The organism is Nocardioides sp. (assembly GCF_047607365.1).
Lineage (GTDB): Bacteria > Actinomycetota > Actinomycetes > Propionibacteriales > Nocardioidaceae > Nocardioides.
In genome coordinates, this window is record NZ_JASGDD010000030.1 from 1 (window position 1) to 20,182 (window position 20,182).

Here is a 20,182-nt window from a genome sequence, read left to right on the forward strand (position 1 = left end):
ACGGCCGTGCCCGTCGGCCCGGCCAGGACGCGGCCCAGGCGCGCGGCCAGCGCGACCGCGACGAGCACGGCGACCAGGCCGACGACCCGCAGTGCCACGGTGCCGCCCGCCAGGTCGGCGACCCGGTAGAGCGTGATCAGGCCGGGCGGCCGGTCGACCCAGTAGTCGCCGTAGAGCGAGGACCCCGGATGCCACTGGCGGGCCACCATCAAGAAGCCCGCCTCGTCCGAGGAGAGCGGCGCCGCGACATGCCACAGCCGCGCCACGCACACGCCGACCAGGCTCGCCGCCACGACGAGTCGCGAGGCCGTGGCGTGCATAGGGCGAACCTATCCACAGCCCGCACGGGCGACCTTGACGAGGACAGCCAAGGCAGCGTTACATACGTAAACACACGCAAACGCATTGTTACTCGGGAAAGGACATGCCATGCGTCTGGTTCCTCCGCTGCGCTCGCTGGCCGTCGCCACGGCCGGCACCGCGCTCGCCGTCACCCTTACCCTGCTGCTGTGGCCCCTCGCCACGACCTCCACCGGACCGTCCTCGTTCGAGGATCTGCTCGTCCGCTCCTGCGCCGTGGCGCTGCTCGGCTGCCTGGCGTGGGCGTGGGCCGCGGTGATGGTCGTCGTGCTCGAGACGCTCCGCACCGACGCCCCGTCGCCGGCCGACCGGTCCGCGCTCGCGCTGCCCTCCGGCGTACGCCGTCTCGTGCTGCTTCTGTGCGGCGTGGCCCTCACGGCGACGGCCGCACCGGCGCTCGCCGCGACCGGCTCGGGCTCGGACACGCCTGCCGCGATCACCGCCGGGCTCCCCTATCCGGACCGCGCCATGGACCCGGCAGCGGTGACGCCGCCCCGGACGCAGCGTGCGCCGGCGCGTGCCGACACCGTCGTCGTCCGCTCGGGCGACTCGCTCTGGTCGATCGCCTCGGCACGCCTCGGGGCCGCCGGCGACGCGGAGATCGACCGGGCGTGGCGCCGGATCTACGACGCGAACCGCGACGTGATCGGCGACGACCCGTCGCGGATCCGGCCGGGCATGCGGCTCGAGCTGCCCGGGAGCCCGCGATGAGCCGGGCGGTGGCCTTCGGGGAGACCCCGGTCGCGAGCGTCCAGGGCACGCTCGCTCTGGCCCTGGAGCCACGGCGCTCCGCGCCCGCCGGGCGGCCCGAGCGCACGGGAGCCGGGGCCGACGTGATCGAGATCGGCCGGGCGTCGCGGCGCGAGGTGGAGCTGTGGGCGACGCGCTACACCCAGGCGGCGGTCGAGATCGTCGGCGGCGACCGGCCCGTCCACCAGCTCGCCCGCTGGACCAGCCGGACGGTGCTCGACGACCTGCGGCGCCGGGCGGAGCTGGTCGGCCGGGCCGGGGGCCATCGGCCGGGTGAGGCGCGGGTCCAGCCGGTCCACCCGCGCGTCGTCGGCGTCCACACCTGCTTCGTCACGCAGGACGTCGCGGAAGCGGGTGTCCACGTCCGCTACGGCCAGCGCTCCCGCGCCGTCGCCGCCCGCTTCGAGCGGATCGACGGCCGCTGGATCTGCACCGCGCTCGACTTCAGCTAGGCACCCAGCGGCGGTCCCACCAGTCCCCCAGGCCCCACGACCCGGCCGGGAGGGGAACTTCTCGGGGTGTGTGCCGGCCGAGAAGTTCCCGAGTCACCGGTTAACCGGTGACTCCACCCCGAGGCGTCAGGCGCCCGCGGGCTTCCCGTGGCACTGCTTGTACTTCTTGCCGGAGCCGCAGGGGCAGGGGGCGTTGCGGCCGACGCCGGCGTACGGGTCGGGGGCGGCGGCCGCGGCGGTCACGGCCTCGTCGCCCGACTCGTCGGGCGCGGAGTAGGTCAGGTTGCGCGGCGCGGCCGGCTTGTCGAGTCCCTTGGCACGGATCGTGGGCGCGGAGGCGGCGGCCTTCAGGGCGGCGCCGATCTCCTCGATCAGCGCGGCCTCGGCCTCGCTGCCGGCCTCGTCGAGGAGCCCGACGGGCGGCTCGGCGAAGGCGCCCTCGTGCATCGGGCCGGCGTGCTGCGAGCCGTCCGCGTGGTAGTGCACCTCGTGGCCAGAATCCGGCTCAGTCTCGACCTGCACCTCGAGGTTGAAGAGGTAGCCGACGGCCTCCTCCTTGATCGAGGCCATCATGGCGCCGAACATCTCGAAGCCCTCGCGCTGGTACTCCACGAGCGGGTCGCGCTGGGCGTACGCCCGCAGCGAGATGCCCTCGCGGAGGTAGTCCATCTCGTAGAGGTGCTCACGCCACTTGCGGTCGAGCACGGACAGGAGGACGCGGCGCTCGAGCTCGCGCATGACCTCCTCGCCGACCTCCTCCTCGCGTGCCTCGTAGGCGGTGTGGGCGTCGATCTTGAGGGTGTCGATGAGCTCGGCGCGATCGAGGTTCTCGCGCCCCCCGGCCTCCTCCTCGAGGGACTCGATGGTCACCGAGACGGGCCAGAGCTGGCGGAGGTCGGTCCAGAGCTGCTCGAGGTCCCACTCCTCGGAGAACTCCTCGGTGTGGGCCATCACGGCGCCCTCGACGACGTCGTCGATGAAGGCGCGGGTCTGCTCCTGCAGGTCGGCGCCCTCGAGCACCTCGCGGCGCTCGGCGTAGACGACCTTGCGCTGGCGGTCCATGACGTCGTCGTACTTGAGGACGTTCTTGCGGGACTCGAAGTTCTGCGACTCGACCTGGCCCTGGGCGTTGGCGATGGCGCCGGTGACGCGCTTGGCCTCGATCGGGACGTCGTCGGGGATCCGCAGCACCTGGAGGACGCGGTCCACCCACTCGGACTTGAAGAGCCGCATGAGCTCGTCCTGCAGGGAGAGGTAGAACCGGGACTCGCCGGGGTCGCCCTGACGGCCGGAGCGGCCGCGGAGCTGGTTGTCGATCCGGCGGGACTCGTGCCGCTCGGTGCCGAGGACGTAGAGGCCGCCCAGCTCCTTGACCTCGTCGTGCTCGGCGGCGACCCGCTCCTTGACCGACTCGACCGTCGCCGGCCAGGCCTCGTTGTAGGCCTCGGCGGTCTCGCCGTGCGGCTCGAGGCCACGCTTGCGGAGCTCCTGGTCGGCGAGGAAGTCCACCGAGCCGCCGAGCATGATGTCGGTGCCGCGGCCGGCCATGTTGGTGGCGACAGTGACCGCGCCCTTGTGCCCGGCGAGCGCGACGACCTTGGCCTCGTCGGCGTGCACCTTGGCGTTGAGGACGGTGTGCGGCACGCCCTTCTTCTTGAGCAGGGTGGAGAGGTACTCCGACTTCTCCACCGACACCGTGCCGACGAGGACCGGCTGCCCGGTGGCGTTGCGCGCGGCGATGTCCTCCACGACGGCGTCGTACTTCGCCACCTCGGTGCGGTAGACGAGGTCGGGCTGGTCCTCGCGCACCATCGGCTTGTTGGTCGGGATCGGCACCACGCCGAGGCCGTAGATCTTGTCGAACTCGCTGGCCTCGGTCATGGCCGTTCCGGTCATGCCGGAGAGCTTGGCGTAGAGCCGGAAGAAGTTCTGGAGGGTGACGGTCGCGAGGGTCTGGTACTCCTCCTTGACCTCGACGCCCTCCTTGGCCTCGATGGCCTGGTGGAGCCCGTCGTTGTAGCGGCGGCCGGACAGGATGCGGCCGGTGTGCTCGTCGACGATGAGCACCTCGCCGTTCATGACGACGTACTCCTTGTCCTTGTGGAACAGCTCCTTGGCCTTGACCGCGTTGTTCATGAAGGAGATGAGCGGGGTGTTGACGGCCTCGTAGAGGTTCTCGATGCCGAGGTGGTCCTCGACCTTCGTGATGCCGTCCTCGAGGACGGAGATGGTGCGCTTCTTCTCGTCGACCTCGTAGTCGACGTCGCGTTCCATGCCGGCGACGATCGTGGCGAACTCGGTGTACCACTTGACGTCGTCCTCGGTCGGGCCGCTGATGATGAGCGGGGTCCGGGCCTCGTCGATGAGGATCGAGTCGACCTCGTCGACACAGGCGTAGAAGAAGCCGCGCTGCACGCACTCCTCGATCGAGGAGGCCATGTTGTCGCGGAGGTAGTCGAAGCCGAGCTCGTTGTTCGTGGCGTACGTGATGTCGCAGTCGTAGGCCTCGCGGCGCTGCGTGGGCGTCATGTCCGGCAGGATCACGCCGGTGCTCAGCCCGAGGAAGCTGTAGACGCGGCCCATCTGCTCGGACTGGTAGGTGGCGAGGTAGTCGTTGACGGTGACGACGTGCACGCCCTGGCCCGCGAGCGCGTTGAGGTACGACGGCAGCGTGGCCACCAGGGTCTTGCCCTCACCCGTCTTCATCTCGGCGATGTTGCCGAGGTGGAGCGCCGCGCCGCCCATGATCTGGACGTCGAAGTGGCGCATGCCGAGCACCCGCTTGGCCGCCTCCCGGACGGTGGCGAAGGCCTCGTACATGAGGTCGTCGAGCGACTCGCCGTCCTCGTAGCGGGCCTTGAGCAGGGCGGTCTGGCCGGCCAGCTCCTCGTCGCTCATCGCGACGTAGTCGTCCTCGATCGCGTTGACTGCCTGGGCGATGCCCTCGAGCTGGCGGAGGATCTTGCCCTCGCCGATGCGGAGGAGCTTGTCGAGAATGGCCACGAGGGAGAACTCTACCGTCGCGACGCCAATCGCCTGACAGCCCGCCCCCGCGATGGCACGCTCGGATCATGGTGCTCCGCACGCTCGGGACCGCTGTGCTGACCACGGTCGCCATGACGGCTGCCCTCGCCCTTCCGGGTCCCGCGGTCGCGGCCGCCCCCTCGGGCGCGCTGGTGCAGGTGGGGACGACCGATCCCGCCGTCGCCTACGGTGACGGCGAGTGGGGCTGGACCAGCTCGAGCGGCACCGAGATGCCGTGGGTGTCGCCGGACAACGTCGCGCTGTTCACCGACGCGAGCGGCGACCTGGGCGTGGCGTCGTACGCGGCGGGGACGGGACGGCTCGCCGTCCAGTCCTGGGACCCGTCCACGCTGAGCGCCGTGGCCGGCAGCGCGCGCTCGATCGATCTCGGTGCGTGGCCGATCTGGGGCGGCCTCTACGCCGCGCCCACCGGTGACTTCTACGTCGCGGCCGGACGCGTGAACACCGGCGAGAGCGACAGCTTCCGGGCGGTCGCCGTGATGCGGTTCGACGCCGCCTGGAACCTCGTCGGCACCGCCTACGTCACCGGGGGCGCGACCCAGGGCTTCAAGGGGATCTACGAGCCGTTCGAGGCCGGCCGCGCCGCGATGACGCTGGTCGGCGACCGGCTGGTGCTGCACATGGGCCGGACGATGTACGCCATCGACGGGGTGCACCACCAGGCCGGGCTCACCGTCGAGATCGCCACGTCCACGATGACCGCCACGCCGTTCCAGCAGCTGGGCGGCTACGCGTACAGCAGCCACTCGTTCAACCAGTTCGTGACGGCGTACGGCGGCAGCCTGGTCGTGGTCGACCACGGCGACGCCTATCCGCGCAGCGTCCAGATGGGCACGATGGCCGGGTATCCCGCCAGGCGCGAGGTCGCCACGACCGACCTGCTGTCGATCACCGGGCAGGCCGGGAACAACTACACCGGCGTGGCCGTGGGCGGGGTGGTGCCGACCGAGTCGGGCATCCTCGTCGCGGCGAGCTCGGTCGACCAGGACGCCGCGGCCGGGCAGTCGTTCAACGACGACCACGATCACCAGGCGCGCAACGCCGTCGTGATCGCCGCCGATCCGGCCACCGGCTCCCACACCACGACACGGCTCACCTCCTACTCCCCCACCGGCGACACGACCGCGCGGGCCGGCCGGATCGCGAGGGTCGCCGCGAACAGGTACGCCGTCGTCGGCAGCGTCCGCAGCGGCAGCTCGGTCGCGACCCACTACTGGCTGCTCGACGACCACGGCACGCTGCTCGCCCATCGCTCCTTCACCGGCCTCTTCTTCAGCGACACCACCGAGCTGCACCTGCTCGGGTCGACGCTCTTCTGGGTCGGCGTCGCCCGGCCGGCGCCCGGCGACGGGAGCTCGGTGCCGGCGTACCTCTTCTCGCTGGACGTCACCGCGCCGGAGGACCCGCTCCTCGCCGGCGCCGGCGGGGCGGTCGTCGACGTCGCCGACCCGGGCGGCGCCGGAGGCAGTGCCCCGGCCACCGCGACCCCCTCCACCCCGGCCGCTCCCGCCACGCTGGTCGCCACGAAGGCACCCACGCTGACCGGCAAGCGGAAGGCCGGCCGGACGCTCCGCGTGACCCCCGGCGCCTGGACCACCCGGGTCACCGTGACCTATCAGTGGCTCAGCGGCTCGAAGCCGCTGGCGGGCCGGACCGGCAGCCGGCTGAAGGTGACCAGGGCACTCGCCCGGAAGGCGATCAGGGTGCGGGTCACGGTCTCCGCCCCCGGCTACACGACCGTCACGAGAGTCCTCGCCGCCAAGCGCCGCTGACGCTTCCCCGCAGGTCGTCCACAGGCAGCGCCCGGGACGGGTGCGGCGACCCGCTACGCCCCCTGGCGCGCCCGCCCACTGGATCGTCGACCCGCGCGACCGGATCATCCGCACGTACCGCCTCGACGCCCTGTTCGACGCCTGACCGTCGCACCTCCGACAGCCAGAATCCCACCCAGGTGGGGTTCTGGCGTTCGCTGGGTGGCTGCCGGCCGCAACCTCCCCACCTGGGTGGGAAAGTTGGTGCCGACCGGTCAGGTCGGGCGGGTCGTCGACCGGGTGCGGGTCGGTCATCCCCAGGATCAGGAGCTGCTTCGGCGTGGTCGCGTTGGTCGGCGCCGGCGGTCCCGCCAGCACGCGACGGGCCGACGAGGGCCTGAAGAGGGATCGCCTCGAGCGCACCGGCGTGCCGTCGTACTGGCTGGTGGATCCGGACACCCTCCGGCTGCGTGCCTACGAGATCGTCGACAGTGCGTACGCCGAGGTCGCCGATGTCGCAGAGGACGGCGAGTGGCCGCGACCCACCCGTCAGGGGCGGGTGAAGGTCACGTGGGTGACGCCGCTCGGCGTCGTCACCGACTCGACCGCGTAGGACTCCTCGAGGCCCTCCAGGCCGTCCCAGAGACGCACGCCGCGGCCGAGCAGGATCGGCACGACGACGACGTGGAGATGGTCGACCAGGCCGGCGGCGAGGAACTCGCGGATCGACGTGGGCCCGCCCCCGAGGCGGACGTCGAGGCCACTCGCCGCCGCGCTCGCCTCGGCGAGGACGTCGGCCGGCGGAGCGTCGCGGAAGTGGAACGTGGTGCCGCCCGCCTTCTCGATCGACGCTCGCGGTGCGTGGGTCATGACGTAGACCGGGGTGTGGAAGGGCGGCTCGTCGCCCCACCAGCCGGTCCAGTCCGGGTCGTCCTGCCAGCCGGGAGGCCCGAACTTCCCGGCGCCCATGATCTCGGCGCCGATGCCCTCCCACGCGCGGGCCGCGAAGACGTCGTCGGGGTCGGCGGCGCTCTCCACCTCCACCCGCTCGCGGTCGCCGGTCTGCACCTGGAAGGTGCGGGTCGGGAAGTACCAGCTCATCAGTCGGATGCCGGCGTGGCCGAAGGGCGCCTCCAGCGACTGGTCGACTCCGGTGCCGAAGCCGTCGAGGGAGAGGCCGATGTTGTGGGCGCGTGCTCGTGTCATGTCTCTCCTACGAACGGGTGAGGCTGATTCCGACAGCTCCGGCGAGGTCGCCGCGCGGGGCGACGACGATGTCGTCGAGGGCCAGCCACGAGGCGAGACGGCGGAGCTCGGCCGCGAGCTCGTCGGCGGTCTCGTCGGGCGCCGAGGGCTCGGCGTACGCGCCCTGGACGAGGAGGACCCCCAGCTTGCGCTCGGCCTTGAGGTCCACCCGCGCGACGATGCGATCGCCGAGGAGGAACGGCAGCACGTAGTAGCCGTGGACCCGCTTCTCGGCGGGCGTGTAGATCTCGATCCGGTAGTGGAAGTCGAAGAGGGCCTCGGTCCGCGGCCGGTGCCACACCACGGGGTCGAAGGGGCTGAGGAGGGCGCGGGCGGCGATCCGGCGCGGAAGGCGGGCCTGCGTCCAGAGGTACGCCGGCGACCGCCAGCCCGCGACCTCGACCTGCGCCACCTCGCCGGTCTCGACGAGCGTGCGCAGCGCGGCGGTCGTGTCGTCGACCCGCATCCGGTAGTAGTCGGCGAGGTCCTTCGCGGTGCCCACGCCGTGGGAGCGGACGGCTCGCCGGACGAGCTCGAGGTCGGCGTCGGCCTTGCTCGGCACCGGCGCCCCGAGGACGTGGTCGGGAAGCACCCGCTCGGGCAGGTCGTAGAGGATCTCGAACTGCCCGTTGCGGCCGGCGATCGCGACGTCGCCGGAGGAGTAGAGGGCGTCGAGGACGTGCCGGGTCGCCGACCAGTTCCAGCCCCAGTTGTCCTTGACCCGCGGCAGCCCGTCGTCGAGGTCGCGGGCCGTCGCGGAACCGCGCTCGCGCAGCTCCGCGAGCAGGCTGCCCGCGAGCCGCTCGTGCTCGGAGGAGGTCCCCCACTTGCCGAGGCGCGCGCGGTAGAAGTCCATCCGGTGGGCCATCACCGGCCACAGCTCGACCGGCATGAAGGCCTGCACGTGCGCCCAGTACTCGACCAGGCGACGCTGGCGGCGACCCGATGCCGCACGCTGGAGCAGCGCCGTGTCGTAGGGACCCATCCGTGAGTAGAGCGGCATGAGGTGCGCCCGCGCCAGGACGTTCACGCTGTCGACCTGCAGCACCCCCGTCCGCTCGACGGTCCGCACGAGCGTCCGCATCGTCGGCACCTCGTGCGGCGGATCGAGGCTCCGCCCATCGTTCGCGGCCCGCTTCGCGACCGCGAACCCCTGCGCCGCCAGCGCGACCCGTCGCGCCCGCGCGAGACTCAGCGACTCCACGCGTGGATCATGGCAGGTCGAGGAGCTTTTCCCTCACGGCGTACATCACTGCCTCCATGCGGGAGTGGAGCTGGAGCTTCTCGAGGATGTTGCGCACGTGGTTCTTGACGGTGTTCTCGGAGATGAAGAGGTGCTTCGCGATCTCGCGGTTGTTGTGGCCCTTGGCCACCTGCCGCAGCACCTCGAGCTCGCGCTCGGTGAGCCGCAGGCCGGAGCCGGTGTCGCGCTCGGGGCGGCTCATCTGCTTGAACTCGTCGATCAGCTTGACCGCCATGGAGGGGCTGATCAGCGACTGACCGTCGGCGACGACGCGGACGGCCTGGGCCACCTCCTCGACCGAGGAGTCCTTGAGGAGGTAGCCGCTGGCCCCCGACTTGACCGCGTCGTAGAGGTCGGCCTCCTCGTCGGAGACGGTGAGCATGATGATCTTGGCCGACGGGACGGCGAGCTTGATCGCGCCGCACGCCTCCAATCCCGTACGCCGGGGCATCCGGATGTCCAGGAGCACCACGTCCGGAGCGGTCTGGGCGGCCATCGCCGCGCCGTGCTCGCCGTCGGACGCCTCGCCGACCACCTCGATGCCCGACTCGCCGGCCAGGACCATCGTCAGCCCCCGGCGGAAGAGCTCCTGATCATCGACGATGAGCACTCGGATGGGCGCGCCAGCAGGTCCGGTCGAGGACGGGGACATGCGCCCATCATGGCACGTCCGGGTGGTGCCAGGGGGGCCCGCACGGAACCGCCGAACCACCCGGACGGGCCATGGAGTCCCGGGTCAGTCCCCCAGGTCGAGGGCGATCACGCCGTAGTCGTAGCCACGGCGGCGGTAGACCACCGACGGCCGCTCGCTCTCCTTGTCGACGTAGAGGAAGAAGTCGTGGCCCACGAGCTCCATCTCGTAGAGCGCCTGGTCGAGCGTCATCGAGGTCGCGGCGTGCACCTTCTCGCGCACGACCATCGGACCGTCGCCGAGCACGGCGATCGAGCCGACCTGCCGCTCCAGCGAGCCGTCCGCGGAGGCCGAGGACGCGTCCTCCGGCGAGGTGCTCGGCAGCGGGACGTCGGCCAGCGCCTGGCCGACCGAGACGGGCGCGTGCCGCCCGCGGTGGACGCGGCGGCGGTCGGAGGCGCGCCGCATCTGGGAGGCCATCTTGTCCAGGGCGAGATCGAGCGCCCCCATCTTGTCGGCGGCACACGCCTCGGCCCGGACCACCGGGCCCTTGGAGTAGGCGGTGAGCTCCACGTGCACGGCGCCCTTGTGCTGGCGCGGGTTGGGCTCGCAGTCGACCTCGACGTGGACCCGCATCAGGCGATGGTCGTGCTTCTCCAGTCTGAGCAGCTTCTCGGTCGCGTGCGCGCGGAACCGATCAGTGACCTCGCAGTTGCGAGCCGTGACAACAACGTCCATGAGGACCTCCTTGAGTGGGGAGTGGGTAGGAGTCCGTCCGGCCGACCTGATCTTTGACCCCACACTCGCCTGCTGCGGTCTGGCGGCTTGCATGCCACGCCACCGTCTCCGGCTGGCCCGCGACATCTGGACGCGAGGGCCGGGCAGGACTTACGACTAAGCCGCACCATGCTCCCCGGCCGCCCGTGAGGGAGGCAGGGTTACGTGGGCCGTTTTGCCTGCGACTGGCATCGGCTTGCCGCATCCGCGCTCGGGAACCGGGCGCCTCTGCGACGCAATCACGGACCCGAACGGACTCCATGAACCGACGGTAGACCCCGTCGGTGCCGCGGCCAACCCCCTACCCGTAAAGGTCTCGAAGAGTGTCCTGAGAGCCGCCGGTGTGCCGCTTGCGGGTCGCCGCGACGGCGGCCACGCCGAGCGGGGACAGCCCGACGGCGGCCAGTGCGCGCTGCGCCTCGCGAGCCGTGGCTCCGGTGGTGACGACGTCGTCGCAGAGCACGATCGAGGCGCGCGGGCTGCGCCGGGCGAGGCGGCGGAGGGCGGGCGTGGGGCAGGTCATCGACCCGGCGAGGTTGGCCTGGCGGGCGGCGGCGTCCAGGCCCGCCTGGTCGACGACGCCGGGCCGGGTGACGAGGAGCCGGTGGGCGACGGCGTCGTGTCCCCCGGCGCGCAGCGTCCGCGCCGCCAGGCCGGTGATGACCCACGTGCTGTCGAGCGCCCGCGCCCGGACGCTCGCCGAGCGCGACGGCACGGGTACCAGGACCACGCGGCCGACCGGCTCCGTCGCCTCGAGCAGCGCGACGACGGAGCGGGCGAGCAGGAGGCCGAGCGGCCGGGACAGCGCGAGGAGGCGGTGCTCCTTGAGTCCGAGGACGAGGGACCTCAGCGTGGCGTCGTACGCGCCGGTGGCGAAGGGCGGCACCAGGCCGGGCGGGGTCGGCGTCGGCCAGGCGAGGTACGCCGTCGTGGGCAGCGCGTCGCGGCAGCCGGCGCAGAGCAGGCGACCGGCCCGTCCGCACCCGACGCAGCTGCTGCCGAGCAGCAGGTCGAGCGCGGCGTCGTGGAGAGGTGCGGTCATGGACCCCAGCCCAGCCGAGGATCGCGGCCGGCGCCAGCCCCCGGCCGCCGGGCTGTGGACGGCGGACGCGGGACCTAGCCGGCGTAGGTCAGCGCGGTCACGGCGTCGCTGAGCGTCTGGTCGCCGCCGAGCGAGGAGAGGCTCACGAGCCGCTGGCCGTCGACGCCGAGGGTGACCTGGCCGGTGGCCGGCGAGCCGACGAGGGCCGTGAGGGGCTGGCCGACGAGGGTTCCTCCGGCCAGCAGCGCGGCGCCGGAGCCGTCGATCGGGAGGGTGGTGACGCGGGCGTTCTCACCGAGCCGGCGCAGCACCCGGACGGTGGTGGTGGAGGACCAGGCGAGGTCGTCGACGGCCCCCGCGTCGTCGCTGATGACGCGGGCCGGCCCGACGCCGCTCGGCACGTCGCCGGCCCCGGTGGCGATCCGGGTGACCACGACCGAGTCGCCGGCCTTCGTGCGCACCACGGCGATGAGGCGGGTGCCGTCGCGGGACACGACGAACCGGCGTACGTCGGCGCCGCTCACGCCCGGCACGCGGACCCGCACGACGCGCGAGCCCACGATGGCCCGGACCACGGCCCCGCCGTCGCGCCGGTCGACGAGCCACAGTCGGCCCACGCCGTCCCAGGCGGGCTTGAGCAGGTCGGTCGCACCCGTGAGCGGCGTCGTCAGGGTCTCGTTGAGGCTGGTCATCGAGGCCAGCAGCAGCGAGGTGCCCGAGGTGCTGACCGCGGCCACCTGCGTGGCGCGCAGGTCGATCGCGATGCTGCGTACGCCGTGGTCCCGCCGGCCGAGCAGGCCGGTCGTCGGCCGGAAGGTCGGCAGGGTGCCGGCGACGACCCGGCCCTCGCGCAGGCCGTAGAGGAGCTGGCTGGACTGGTAGCCGACGGGGTCGGCGCGCGGACCGGCATCGACGCCGAACTCGTCGTGCCCGTCGGGCTGCAGCACCGGCTGACCGCCGATGGAGAGCCGGACCTCGCGGATGTCGGGGTCCTGGCGCAGGGTCCACGCAAGCTGGGCGGTGAGGAGCGCGACCTCGTCGGTCGTCAGCGGCCGGGCGCTCCCCGCGGCGCCGCCGGTGAGTGCGATGTCGGCGACGCCGTCCTCGTCCACGGGGACCGAGAGGCCCTGCCCGACGCCCTCGGGGACCACCGAGTGCACCACCCCGTCCAGCCCCGCGCCCGGGCCGAGGACGAGGTCGCGGACCAGCACCGTCGCCAGCTCGTTGCCGCGCGGCACGAAGACGGGCTCGGGGACGAGCATGGTGTGGTCGGCGTTGAAGTAGTAGAGCGACATCTGCTGGTAGCGGCCCTCGAACCACCAGTCCGGCACGATCAGCGCGTCCGGCGCGCGGGCGATCCGCCACTGGCCGTCGACCTGCACGACGTCGAAGCCGAGTGCCCTGTCGGCGTCCGGCACGGCGCCCTCCCAGGCGCCGCGCTCGTCGATGCTCCAGGCAGCGCCGAGCGTGACGGTCACGTGGTCGCCGTCGGTCGTGGCGGCCTCGCGGTCGGAGTAGACCATGACCTGGTCGCTGGGGTCCCAGGCCGCGCGGGCGTCGCGGGTGAGGTACTGCTGGGCGGTGCTGGTCTGGAGCGGCGTCGCCAGCATCGCCTCGAGGAAGCCGTCGACGATCTCCTGCGGACTCATCCCCGACCGCGGCGGGCGGGGGTCGATCGCGATGCCGGTGTCGCCGGCCGTCTGCTGGTCCGCGCCGACCGAGACCACCGGCCCGGCCGACGGGACGCCCATGCACCCGGTGAGGCAGCCGGCCAGCAGGACGAGCGCGGCGACGAGCCGGAGGGATCTCAGCGCGCGGCTCATGGCGCGACCTGCGCGTCGTCGGGCACGAGGGGCAGCGGGCTGTGGCGGACCGGCGTGCCGGCGTACCGCGGGAGGGTGAGGCGGAAGAGCGCGCCGCGCTCGACCTCCCCCCAGGCCTGGAGCCAGCCGCCGTGCAGGGTGGCGTCCTCGAGGGCGATGGCCAGGCCGAGGCCGGTGCCGCCGCTGGTGCGGGCGCGGGCCGGGTCGGCGCGCCAGAACCGGTTGAAGACCATGGCGGACTCCCCCGCGGCCAGGCCGACGCCGAAGTCGCGCACCGAGACGGCCGTGGCCGAGCCGTCGGACTCGACACGGATGAGGACGTCCCCCTCCGGGTGCGAGCCGGGCGGCGCGGCGTGGTCGATCGCGTTGGTCACGAGGTTCCGCAGGATCCGCTCGACCCGACGGGGGTCGGCCTGGGCGAGGCAGCGCTCCTCGGAGGCGAGCACGCTGACGGCGAGCCCGCGCTGGGCGGCGAGCGGCGCGGTGGCGTCGACGACCCGCCGGGCGAGGTCGACGAGGTCGACGTCCTCGGTCTCGAGGGCGGCGACCCCGGCGTCGATCCGGCTGATCTCGAGCAGGTCGGTGAGCAGGCGCTCGAACCGGTCGAGCTCGGTCTGGAGCAGCTCGGCGGCGCGGGCGCTGGCCGGGTCGAGCTGGCCGCGGGCGTCGTGCAGCAGGTCGCCGGCCATCCGCACGGTCGTGAGCGGGGTGCGCAGCTCGTGCGAGACGTCGCTGGTGAAGCGGCGCTGCACGCGACTGAGGTCCTCGAGCTGGCGGATCTGCCGCTGGAGGGTGTCGGCCATCTGGTTGAACGAGAGCGCGAGCCGGCCGAGGTCGTCCTCGCCGTGCACGATCAGCCGCTCGTGCAGCTGGCCGGCGGTGATCCGCTCCGCGACCTGGCGGGCGAGCCGGATGGGGGTGACGATCTGGCGGGCGACCAGCCAGGAGATCACCGCCATGAGCAGCAGGAGCAGGGCGCCGGCGATGAGGAGGGCGCGGCTGACCAGCCCGATGGTCTCCTCCTCGTCGGAGAGCGGGTAGAGGAAGTACATGACGTACGTCAGGCCGTCGGCGGGCAGGTGGACGACCGATCCGACCACGATCCCCGGCTCGGCGATGTCGGCGCCGTCGTCGCCCGAGGAGCGGATCGTGGTGTAGGTCCACGCCGTCCGGCTGCTGCCGTTGACGAAGTGCGTCTCGAGGCGGGCCGGGACGCTGGTGGTGTCCAGGCCCGGGGAGAACTCCGCTCCCCCGTCGGCGATCCGGCCGGTCCCGTCGTCGAGCGGGCCGGCCATGATGACGCGGAACCCGCGGGTCGAGCCGCGCTGGATGATCGGCTCGACGAGGTCGCGCTGCTGGCCGGAGGCGTCGAGGTCGACGGTGGAGGCGGCCGAGAGCCGCTCCTGGGCGTCCTCCACCTCGGTCGCGGTCTCGGCGACCGCCGCCGCGACGCGATGCTCGAGCAGGCCCTCCCGCACGCGCGACATCAGCACCCAGCCGACGACCGAGCTGGCGAGCACCGTGAGCAACACGGTGCTGATGACGATGCGCGCGCGGAGGGAGCGACGCCAGAAGCGGCGCATGGGACGTCGGTCCTACTGGGGTCCGGCCTTGTAGCCGACGCCCCGGACGGTGACGACGATCTCGGGGTTCTCCGGGTCGTGCTCGACCTTGGAGCGCAGGCGCTGGACGTGGACGTTGACCAGTCGCGTGTCGGCCGCGTGGCGGTAGCCCCAGACCTGCTCGAGGAGCACCTCCCGGCTGAAGACCTGCCACGGCTTGCGGGCCAGGCAGACGAGGAGGTCGAACTCCAGCGGGGTGAGGCCGAGCGGCACCCCGCCGCGGGTCACGGTGTGGCCGGCGACGTCGATGACGAGGTCGCCGATCTGCAGGGCCTCGGAGCTGACCGGGTCGAAGCGCCGCATCCGGGCGCGGATGCGGGCGATGAGCTCCTTGGGCTTGAACGGCTTGACGACGTAGTCGTCGGCGCCGGACTCGAGGCCGACGACCACGTCGACGGTGTCGCCCTTGGCGGTGAGCATGACGATCGGCACGCCGGACTCGGCGCGGATCTGCTTGCAGACCTCGATGCCGTCCAGGCCGGGCAGCATCAGATCGAGGAGCACCAGGTCGGGGCGATAGGAGCGGAACAGGTCCAGCGCCTCGTCGCCCCGACCGGTGACCTCGGAGTCGAAGCCCTCCTGACGCAGCACGATGGCCAGCATCTCCGCGAGCGACGCGTCGTCGTCGACGACGAGGATGCGCCCGCGGGCCTCAGGAGTGGTGCTCATGTCGCCGACGGCTCAGTAACGGTAGTGATCCGACTTGAAGGGACCCTCCACCGGGACGCCGAGGTAGTCGGCCTGGGCCTGGGAGAGCTCGGTGAGCTCGACGCCGATGGCGTCCAGGTGCAGGCGGGCGACCTCCTCGTCGAGGTGCTTGGGCAGGACGTAGACCCCGATGGGGTACTCCTCGAGCTTGGTGTAGAGCTCGATCTGCGCCAGCACCTGGTTGGTGAAGGAGTTCGACATCACGAACGACGGGTGGCCGGTCGCGTTGCCGAGGTTGAGCAGGCGGCCCTCGGACAGGACGATGACCTTCTTGCCCGCGCCCTCGGTACCGTCGGCGGACGGGAAGATCCACTGGTGGACCTGCGGCTTGATCTCGTCCTTGACGATGCCCGGGATCTTCGCGAGGCCGGCCATGTCGATCTCGTTGTCGAAGTGGCCGATGTTGCCGACGATCGCCTGGTTCTTCATCCGCTCGAAGTGCTCGACCCGGATGATGTCGAAGTTGCCCGTCGTGGTGACGAAGATGTCGGCGAAGTCGACGACCGACTCCAGGCGCTTGACCTCGTAGCCGTCCATCGCGGCCTGCAGCGCGCAGATCGGGTCGATCTCGGTGACGATGACCCGGGCGCCCTGGCCGCGCAGCGACTCCGCGCACCCCTTGCCCACGTCGCCGTACCCGCAGATGACGGCGGTCTTGCCGGCGATCATCACGTCGGTGGCACGGTTGATGCCGTCGATGAGCGAGTGCCGGCAGCCGTACTTGTTGTCGAACTTCGACTTGGTGACCGAGTCGTTGACGTTGATCGCAGGGAAGAGCAGCGAGCCCTCCTTGAACCGGTCGTAGAGCCGCAGGACGCCGGTGGTGGTCTCCTCGGTGACGCCCTTGATGCCGCCGGCGATGTTGGTCCAGCGCGTCGGGTCGCTCTCGAAGGAGCGGGCGAGGACCCGGAGGACCTCCTTGAACTCGTGGTTGTCCGTGGTCTCGGGGCCGGGGACGGCGCCCTCCTTCTCGAACTCCACGCCCTTGTGGACGAGCAGCGTGATGTCGCCGCCGTCGTCGAGGAGCATGTTCGGGCCGACGGGGTTGCCGTCCTCGTCGGTGAAGTCGAAGACCTTCTCGGCCTCGTCCCAGTACTCCGCCAGGGTCTCGCCCTTCCAGGCGAAGACGGGGGTGCCCTTCGGGTCCTCGACGGTGCCGCCGGTGCTCGGGGGGCCGACGACGACCGCGGCGGCGGCGTGGTCCTGGGTGGAGAAGATGTTGCAGGTGGCCCAGCGGACGTCGGCACCGAGCGCGGTCAGCGTCTCGATGAGGACCCCGGTCTGGATCGTCATGTGCAGCGAGCCGGCGACGCGCGCGCCCTTGAGCGGCTGGGAGTCGGCGTACCGACGACGCATCTCCATGAGGCCGGGCATCTCGTGCTCGGCGAGCTCCAGCTCCTTGCGGCCGAACTCGGCCAGGCTCAGATCAGCAACCTTGTAGTCCATGAATGTGTCCTTCATGTCTGAAGTTGTCGACTGCGGTGCATCTGCACTCTGTCGGGATCTCCCGCGCAGCACGCGCTCAAGGCTACTCACCAACGGCGTCGTCCGCCGCATCGTCGCGACGCGGCAGCAGGTGGAGTACGCCGACCACGACCGCGCCGAGCACCAGGCCGATCACGGCCGAGACCAGGGTGTTGACCAGCCAGCCGAGCACGGAGCCGACCCCGGCCACGTGGTGGCTGAGGGAGTGCTCCGCGTCGTGCACCCAGCCGTAGGGCTGGTGCAGGCCGAGCTCGTGGCTGCTGGTGAGCACGAGGTGGCCGCCCACCCAGATCATCGCGGCGGTGCCGATGACCGACAGCGCGGCCAGCAGCGCGGGCATCGCGCGGACCAGGCCACGGCCGACCGCTCGGACCGCGCGGCTCGGGCGCTCGGCGAGGTGGAGGCCGATGTCGTCCATCTTCACGATCGCGGCGACGACGCCGTAGACGCCGACCGTGATGAGGATGGCGACGACCACGAGGATGGCGAGCCGGGTCCAGATGGACTCGTCGGCGACCTCGTTGAGCGCGATCACCATGATCTCGGTGGAGAGGATGAGGTCGGTGCGCACCGCCCCGGAGACCATCGCCCTCTCCGCGCCGGGGCCGGCGTCGACCACCGGCACCTCGACCTCGTGGTGACCGTCTCCGCTGCGGGCGTGCAGGGCCTCGAGGACCTTCTCCACGCCCTCGAAGCAGAGGTAGAGGCCACCGGCGATGAGGATGACCGGGATGACGCCCGAGGCCCACTGGCTGAGGATGAGGGCGATCGGCAGGATGACGAGCAGCTTGTTGCGCAGCGAGCCGGCGGCGATCCTCCCGACGATCGGCAGCTCGCGGTCCGGGGAGAGCCCCTCGACGAACTGCGGCGCCACCGCGGTGTCGTCGATGACCACGCCGACGGTCTTGGTCGTCGCCCGGCCCGCCGCCGCGCCGACGTCGTCCATCGACGCCGCCGCCAGCTTGGCGATCGCGGCGACGTCGTCCAGGAGACCAAACAGTCCGGCGCTCATGGGCCGAAGAGTAGCCAGTCCCACTCAGCGGGGCCGCTCCCACCGGACCCGAGGGAAGCGCTCGAAGTCGCCGTCGAACGAGATCACGGTCCCCCGGTGCTCCAGCGCGAGGGCCGCGAGGTGGGCGTCGTTGGTCAGATTGCCGGCCGCGCCAGCCGCGTCGAGCAGCTCGCGCATCAGTTCCGCGTGCCCCGGGCCCGGATGAAGGACGTGAGCCGAGCGGGCGCCCAGCCAGTGGTCGACCGTGTCCATCGCCTTCCCCGCGGAGAGCGGCGCACTCATCACGCGCGGATGGGTGACGAGGCGCACGAAGCCGATCAGCGACAGCCACGAGAACCCCACCGGAGCACCTCCGGACAGCGCCCCGTCGAGCCAGTGCCTCGCCGCACGATGATGCGGGGCGCTCTCGTCCCGCGCATAGACGAGGACGTTGACGTCGACCACTCTCACGCGTCGCGCCGTGCCTTGGTCAGGAACTCGTCGACATCCATCTCCGCGAGAACCGCGCCCGCATGCTCGAGATCGACCTTCAGCCCGAGGGCCGAGCTCGGCGTCTCGAAGACATGGTCGACGCGGGGCGCGCTCTCCCGAATCGCCTCGTTGAGCGCTCGCTTGAAGGAGACGCCCTTCGCCGACATCCGCTCGCGGACGAGCTGCTCCACATCGGGGTCGAGGGTCACCGTCGTACGCACAGTGACAGCATAGCATCACCAGGTGATGCCTTGCTGTCACGGGGCGCTGGCGGCGCTCATCGGGAGGGCACGGACTCCAGCGCCTCGGCGGGGAGGACGTCCTCGACGACCTCCGTCGGATCGATCGCGGCGATCTCGGTGGCCTGCTGCACCTGCTTGGTGGCGTAGCCGAAGGGGTCGAGGACGTGGGAGAGCACCCGGGAGACCGGCCGCCAGGCGAGGAACAGCGCGATGCCGATCGAGATGACGGTGGTGAGGACGACGCCGAGGAGACCGAGGTGCTCGATGACGTCCGGCCAGCCGGCGTACTTCAGGCCCTTCACGAAGAAGCCGTGGCAGAGGTAGACGACGAGGGTCATCGCGCCCATGCCGGTGTACCAGCCGAGGTTGCGGCGCGGGACCAGGGCGAAGAACGCGGCGGCCGCCACGACGCCGGCGCCGAGGGTGATCAGGCGGACGAGGTAGCCCTCGTCGACCGAGGCGCCCATGGAGCTGTAGGTGTCGTTGTAGTAGAGCCAGCTGCCGCTGCCGGCCCAGGTGCGGAGGTGGCCGCTGAGCACCCAGACGCCGGCGAGGACCCCGACCGCCGCCACCCGCGCCTCGCGGGTGCGCAGCAGCTCGAGCCGCTCGGAGGTGAGGTGGAGGCCGATGACGTAGAACGGCAGGAAGCCGAGGATCCGGGCCACGTCGAGGGTGGACGCCGAGACGAGGCCGCCCGCGAGGCTCGCCGCGACGGCCACGGGGATCGCAACCGCCGAGCGCCGCATCAGGGGGGTGACGAGGCGCCAGCAGAAGAGCGCGGGGAGGTACCACAGCGGCCAGTGCGGGTCGATCCAGAGGTTCTGCAGGTGCTCGCCCCCGGCCCAGAGCCGGAAGAGCGCGAGCGCGGCCTCGATGAGGACGTAGGGCACCGCGAGGGTGCGCACCAGGGTGAGCAGGCTCGCGCGGGTGACCTGGAAGTTGCGGGAGAGATAGCCGGTCACGAGCACGAACGCGGGCATGTGCCAGGTGTAGAGGAAGTCGTAGAGGTGGTCGTTGAAGACCGACTCGGGCAGCTGCGTCCACGCGTGGCCGACCACGACGAGGGTCACCAGCGTCATCTTGGCGTTGTCGAACCACGGGTCCCGGGAGCTCACGGGTCCGTGTGTACCCGACGAGTCTGAGGGGATACCGCCGGTTCGCTGTGACCTGGGCTTCAGTCGTCGGTGAGCCCGAGGCGGAGGTACTCCCCCGCATACGAGCCGAGCAGCACCAGGTGCGCGTAGCGCGCCACGTCGTCGCCGGCGTCGGCGGTGACCACCTCGACACGGAGGTTGCGCTGGTCGGCGACCCCGGTGAGCTGGCGGCGCTGCTCGTGCGACACGGGGTCGTCCGCTCCGTCGTCGAGGACGACGAGGACCGGCTGCGCCACAGCAGGGCTCTCGAACGGGTCGTCGAAGATCGAGCCCACACGCGCGGCCTCGAGCACGGGCAGGAGCTGGTCGGCGTCGCCGGCGACCGCCGCCCGGCCGCTGGCCCGGCGGAGCGCCTCCGCCACCCGGCGG

18 protein-coding genes and 2 pseudogenes are annotated in these 20,182 nt (G+C 71.8%); 4 read left to right on the forward strand and 16 right to left on the reverse strand.

Features of this window, described 5'->3' with window-relative positions; all coding sequences use genetic code 11:
- Window positions 1-320: pseudogene (locus QM572_RS02615) on the reverse strand (hypothetical protein); the annotation flags it as partial.
- 109 nt (window positions 321-429) lie between these two features.
- Here QM572_RS02615 and QM572_RS02620 point away from each other — a divergent pair.
- Complete coding sequence (locus tag QM572_RS02620) at window positions 430-1,071, forward strand: LysM peptidoglycan-binding domain-containing protein (RefSeq protein WP_415089727.1); 642 nt, start codon at window positions 430-432, stop codon at window positions 1,069-1,071.
- A complete protein-coding gene (locus QM572_RS02625; RefSeq protein ID WP_415089729.1) occupies window positions 1,068-1,562 on the forward strand; it encodes an Rv3235 family protein in 495 nt (164 codons plus the stop codon). Before QM572_RS02620 ends, QM572_RS02625 begins: the two co-directional genes overlap by 4 nt.
- Before the next feature lie 126 nt (window positions 1,563-1,688).
- Here the strand turns inward: QM572_RS02625 and secA are convergent, their stop codons facing one another.
- On the reverse strand, window positions 1,689-4,565 hold the full coding sequence (gene secA / locus QM572_RS02630; protein WP_415089731.1) for a preprotein translocase subunit SecA: 2,877 nt from the start codon (window positions 4,563-4,565) through the stop codon (window positions 1,689-1,691).
- Window positions 4,566-4,633: 68 nt separating this feature from the next.
- Between secA and QM572_RS02635 the strand changes: the two genes are divergently transcribed.
- Window positions 4,634-6,379 carry a hypothetical protein gene (locus tag QM572_RS02635; RefSeq protein WP_415089734.1) on the forward strand — a complete coding sequence of 582 codons (1,746 nt, stop codon included), beginning with the start codon at window positions 4,634-4,636 and terminating at the stop codon, window positions 6,377-6,379.
- A 319-nt stretch (window positions 6,380-6,698) separates the two neighbouring features.
- Window positions 6,699-6,971 (forward strand): hypothetical protein, encoded by a 273-nt coding sequence (locus QM572_RS02640; RefSeq protein ID WP_415089736.1) that lies wholly within the window; start codon window positions 6,699-6,701, stop codon window positions 6,969-6,971.
- Here QM572_RS02640 and QM572_RS02645 read toward each other — a convergent pair.
- The 14 genes and pseudogenes from QM572_RS02645 to QM572_RS02710 all read right to left on the reverse strand — a co-directional run.
- The gene (locus QM572_RS02645; RefSeq protein WP_415089737.1) at window positions 6,908-7,564 is read right to left on the reverse strand and encodes a dihydrofolate reductase family protein; all 657 of its coding nucleotides are present in this window, start codon (window positions 7,562-7,564) and stop codon (window positions 6,908-6,910) included. The genes QM572_RS02640 and QM572_RS02645 overlap by 64 nt on opposite strands.
- A gap of 7 nt (window positions 7,565-7,571) precedes the next feature.
- The gene (locus QM572_RS02650; protein WP_415089739.1) at window positions 7,572-8,807 is read right to left on the reverse strand and encodes a winged helix-turn-helix domain-containing protein; all 1,236 of its coding nucleotides are present in this window, start codon (window positions 8,805-8,807) and stop codon (window positions 7,572-7,574) included.
- Between the two features lie 7 nt (window positions 8,808-8,814).
- Window positions 8,815-9,498 (reverse strand): response regulator, encoded by a 684-nt coding sequence (locus QM572_RS02655; RefSeq protein WP_415089741.1) that lies wholly within the window; start codon window positions 9,496-9,498, stop codon window positions 8,815-8,817.
- Between the two features lie 84 nt (window positions 9,499-9,582).
- Window positions 9,583-10,215 (reverse strand): ribosome hibernation-promoting factor, HPF/YfiA family, encoded by a 633-nt coding sequence (gene hpf / locus QM572_RS02660; protein WP_415089743.1) that lies wholly within the window; start codon window positions 10,213-10,215, stop codon window positions 9,583-9,585.
- A 340-nt stretch (window positions 10,216-10,555) separates the two neighbouring features.
- Window positions 10,556-11,296: a ComF family protein gene (locus tag QM572_RS02665; RefSeq protein WP_415089745.1), complete on the reverse strand. Its 741-nt coding sequence runs from the start codon at window positions 11,294-11,296 to the stop codon at window positions 10,556-10,558.
- A gap of 74 nt (window positions 11,297-11,370) precedes the next feature.
- Window positions 11,371-13,119 (reverse strand): LpqB family beta-propeller domain-containing protein, encoded by a 1,749-nt coding sequence (locus QM572_RS02670; protein WP_415089747.1) that lies wholly within the window; start codon window positions 13,117-13,119, stop codon window positions 11,371-11,373.
- On the reverse strand, window positions 13,116-14,702 hold the full coding sequence (gene mtrB / locus QM572_RS02675; protein WP_415089749.1) for an MtrAB system histidine kinase MtrB: 1,587 nt from the start codon (window positions 14,700-14,702) through the stop codon (window positions 13,116-13,118). Before mtrB ends, QM572_RS02670 begins: the two co-directional genes overlap by 4 nt.
- 12 nt (window positions 14,703-14,714) lie before the next feature.
- On the reverse strand, window positions 14,715-15,410 hold the full coding sequence (gene mtrA / locus QM572_RS02680) for an MtrAB system response regulator MtrA (protein WP_415089751.1): 696 nt from the start codon (window positions 15,408-15,410) through the stop codon (window positions 14,715-14,717).
- 12 nt (window positions 15,411-15,422) lie between these two features.
- Window positions 15,423-16,895 carry an adenosylhomocysteinase gene (gene ahcY, locus QM572_RS02685; RefSeq protein ID WP_415089761.1) on the reverse strand — a complete coding sequence of 491 codons (1,473 nt, stop codon included), beginning with the start codon at window positions 16,893-16,895 and terminating at the stop codon, window positions 15,423-15,425.
- An 82-nt stretch (window positions 16,896-16,977) separates the two neighbouring features.
- Window positions 16,978-17,946 carry a DUF808 domain-containing protein gene (locus QM572_RS02690; RefSeq protein ID WP_415089753.1) on the reverse strand — a complete coding sequence of 323 codons (969 nt, stop codon included), beginning with the start codon at window positions 17,944-17,946 and terminating at the stop codon, window positions 16,978-16,980.
- 24 nt (window positions 17,947-17,970) lie between these two features.
- On the reverse strand, window positions 17,971-18,396 hold the full coding sequence (locus tag QM572_RS02695; RefSeq protein ID WP_415089755.1) for a type II toxin-antitoxin system VapC family toxin: 426 nt from the start codon (window positions 18,394-18,396) through the stop codon (window positions 17,971-17,973).
- On the reverse strand, window positions 18,393-18,638 hold the full coding sequence (locus QM572_RS02700) for a hypothetical protein (RefSeq protein ID WP_415089757.1): 246 nt from the start codon (window positions 18,636-18,638) through the stop codon (window positions 18,393-18,395). The genes QM572_RS02695 and QM572_RS02700 overlap by 4 nt, the downstream gene beginning before the upstream one ends.
- A gap of 56 nt (window positions 18,639-18,694) precedes the next feature.
- Window positions 18,695-19,774, reverse strand: a complete 1,080-nt coding sequence (locus QM572_RS02705; RefSeq protein WP_415089759.1) for an acyltransferase family protein — start codon at window positions 19,772-19,774, stop codon at window positions 18,695-18,697.
- 59 nt (window positions 19,775-19,833) lie between these two features.
- Window positions 19,834-20,182, reverse strand: a pseudogene (locus QM572_RS02710) (hypothetical protein); the annotation flags it as partial.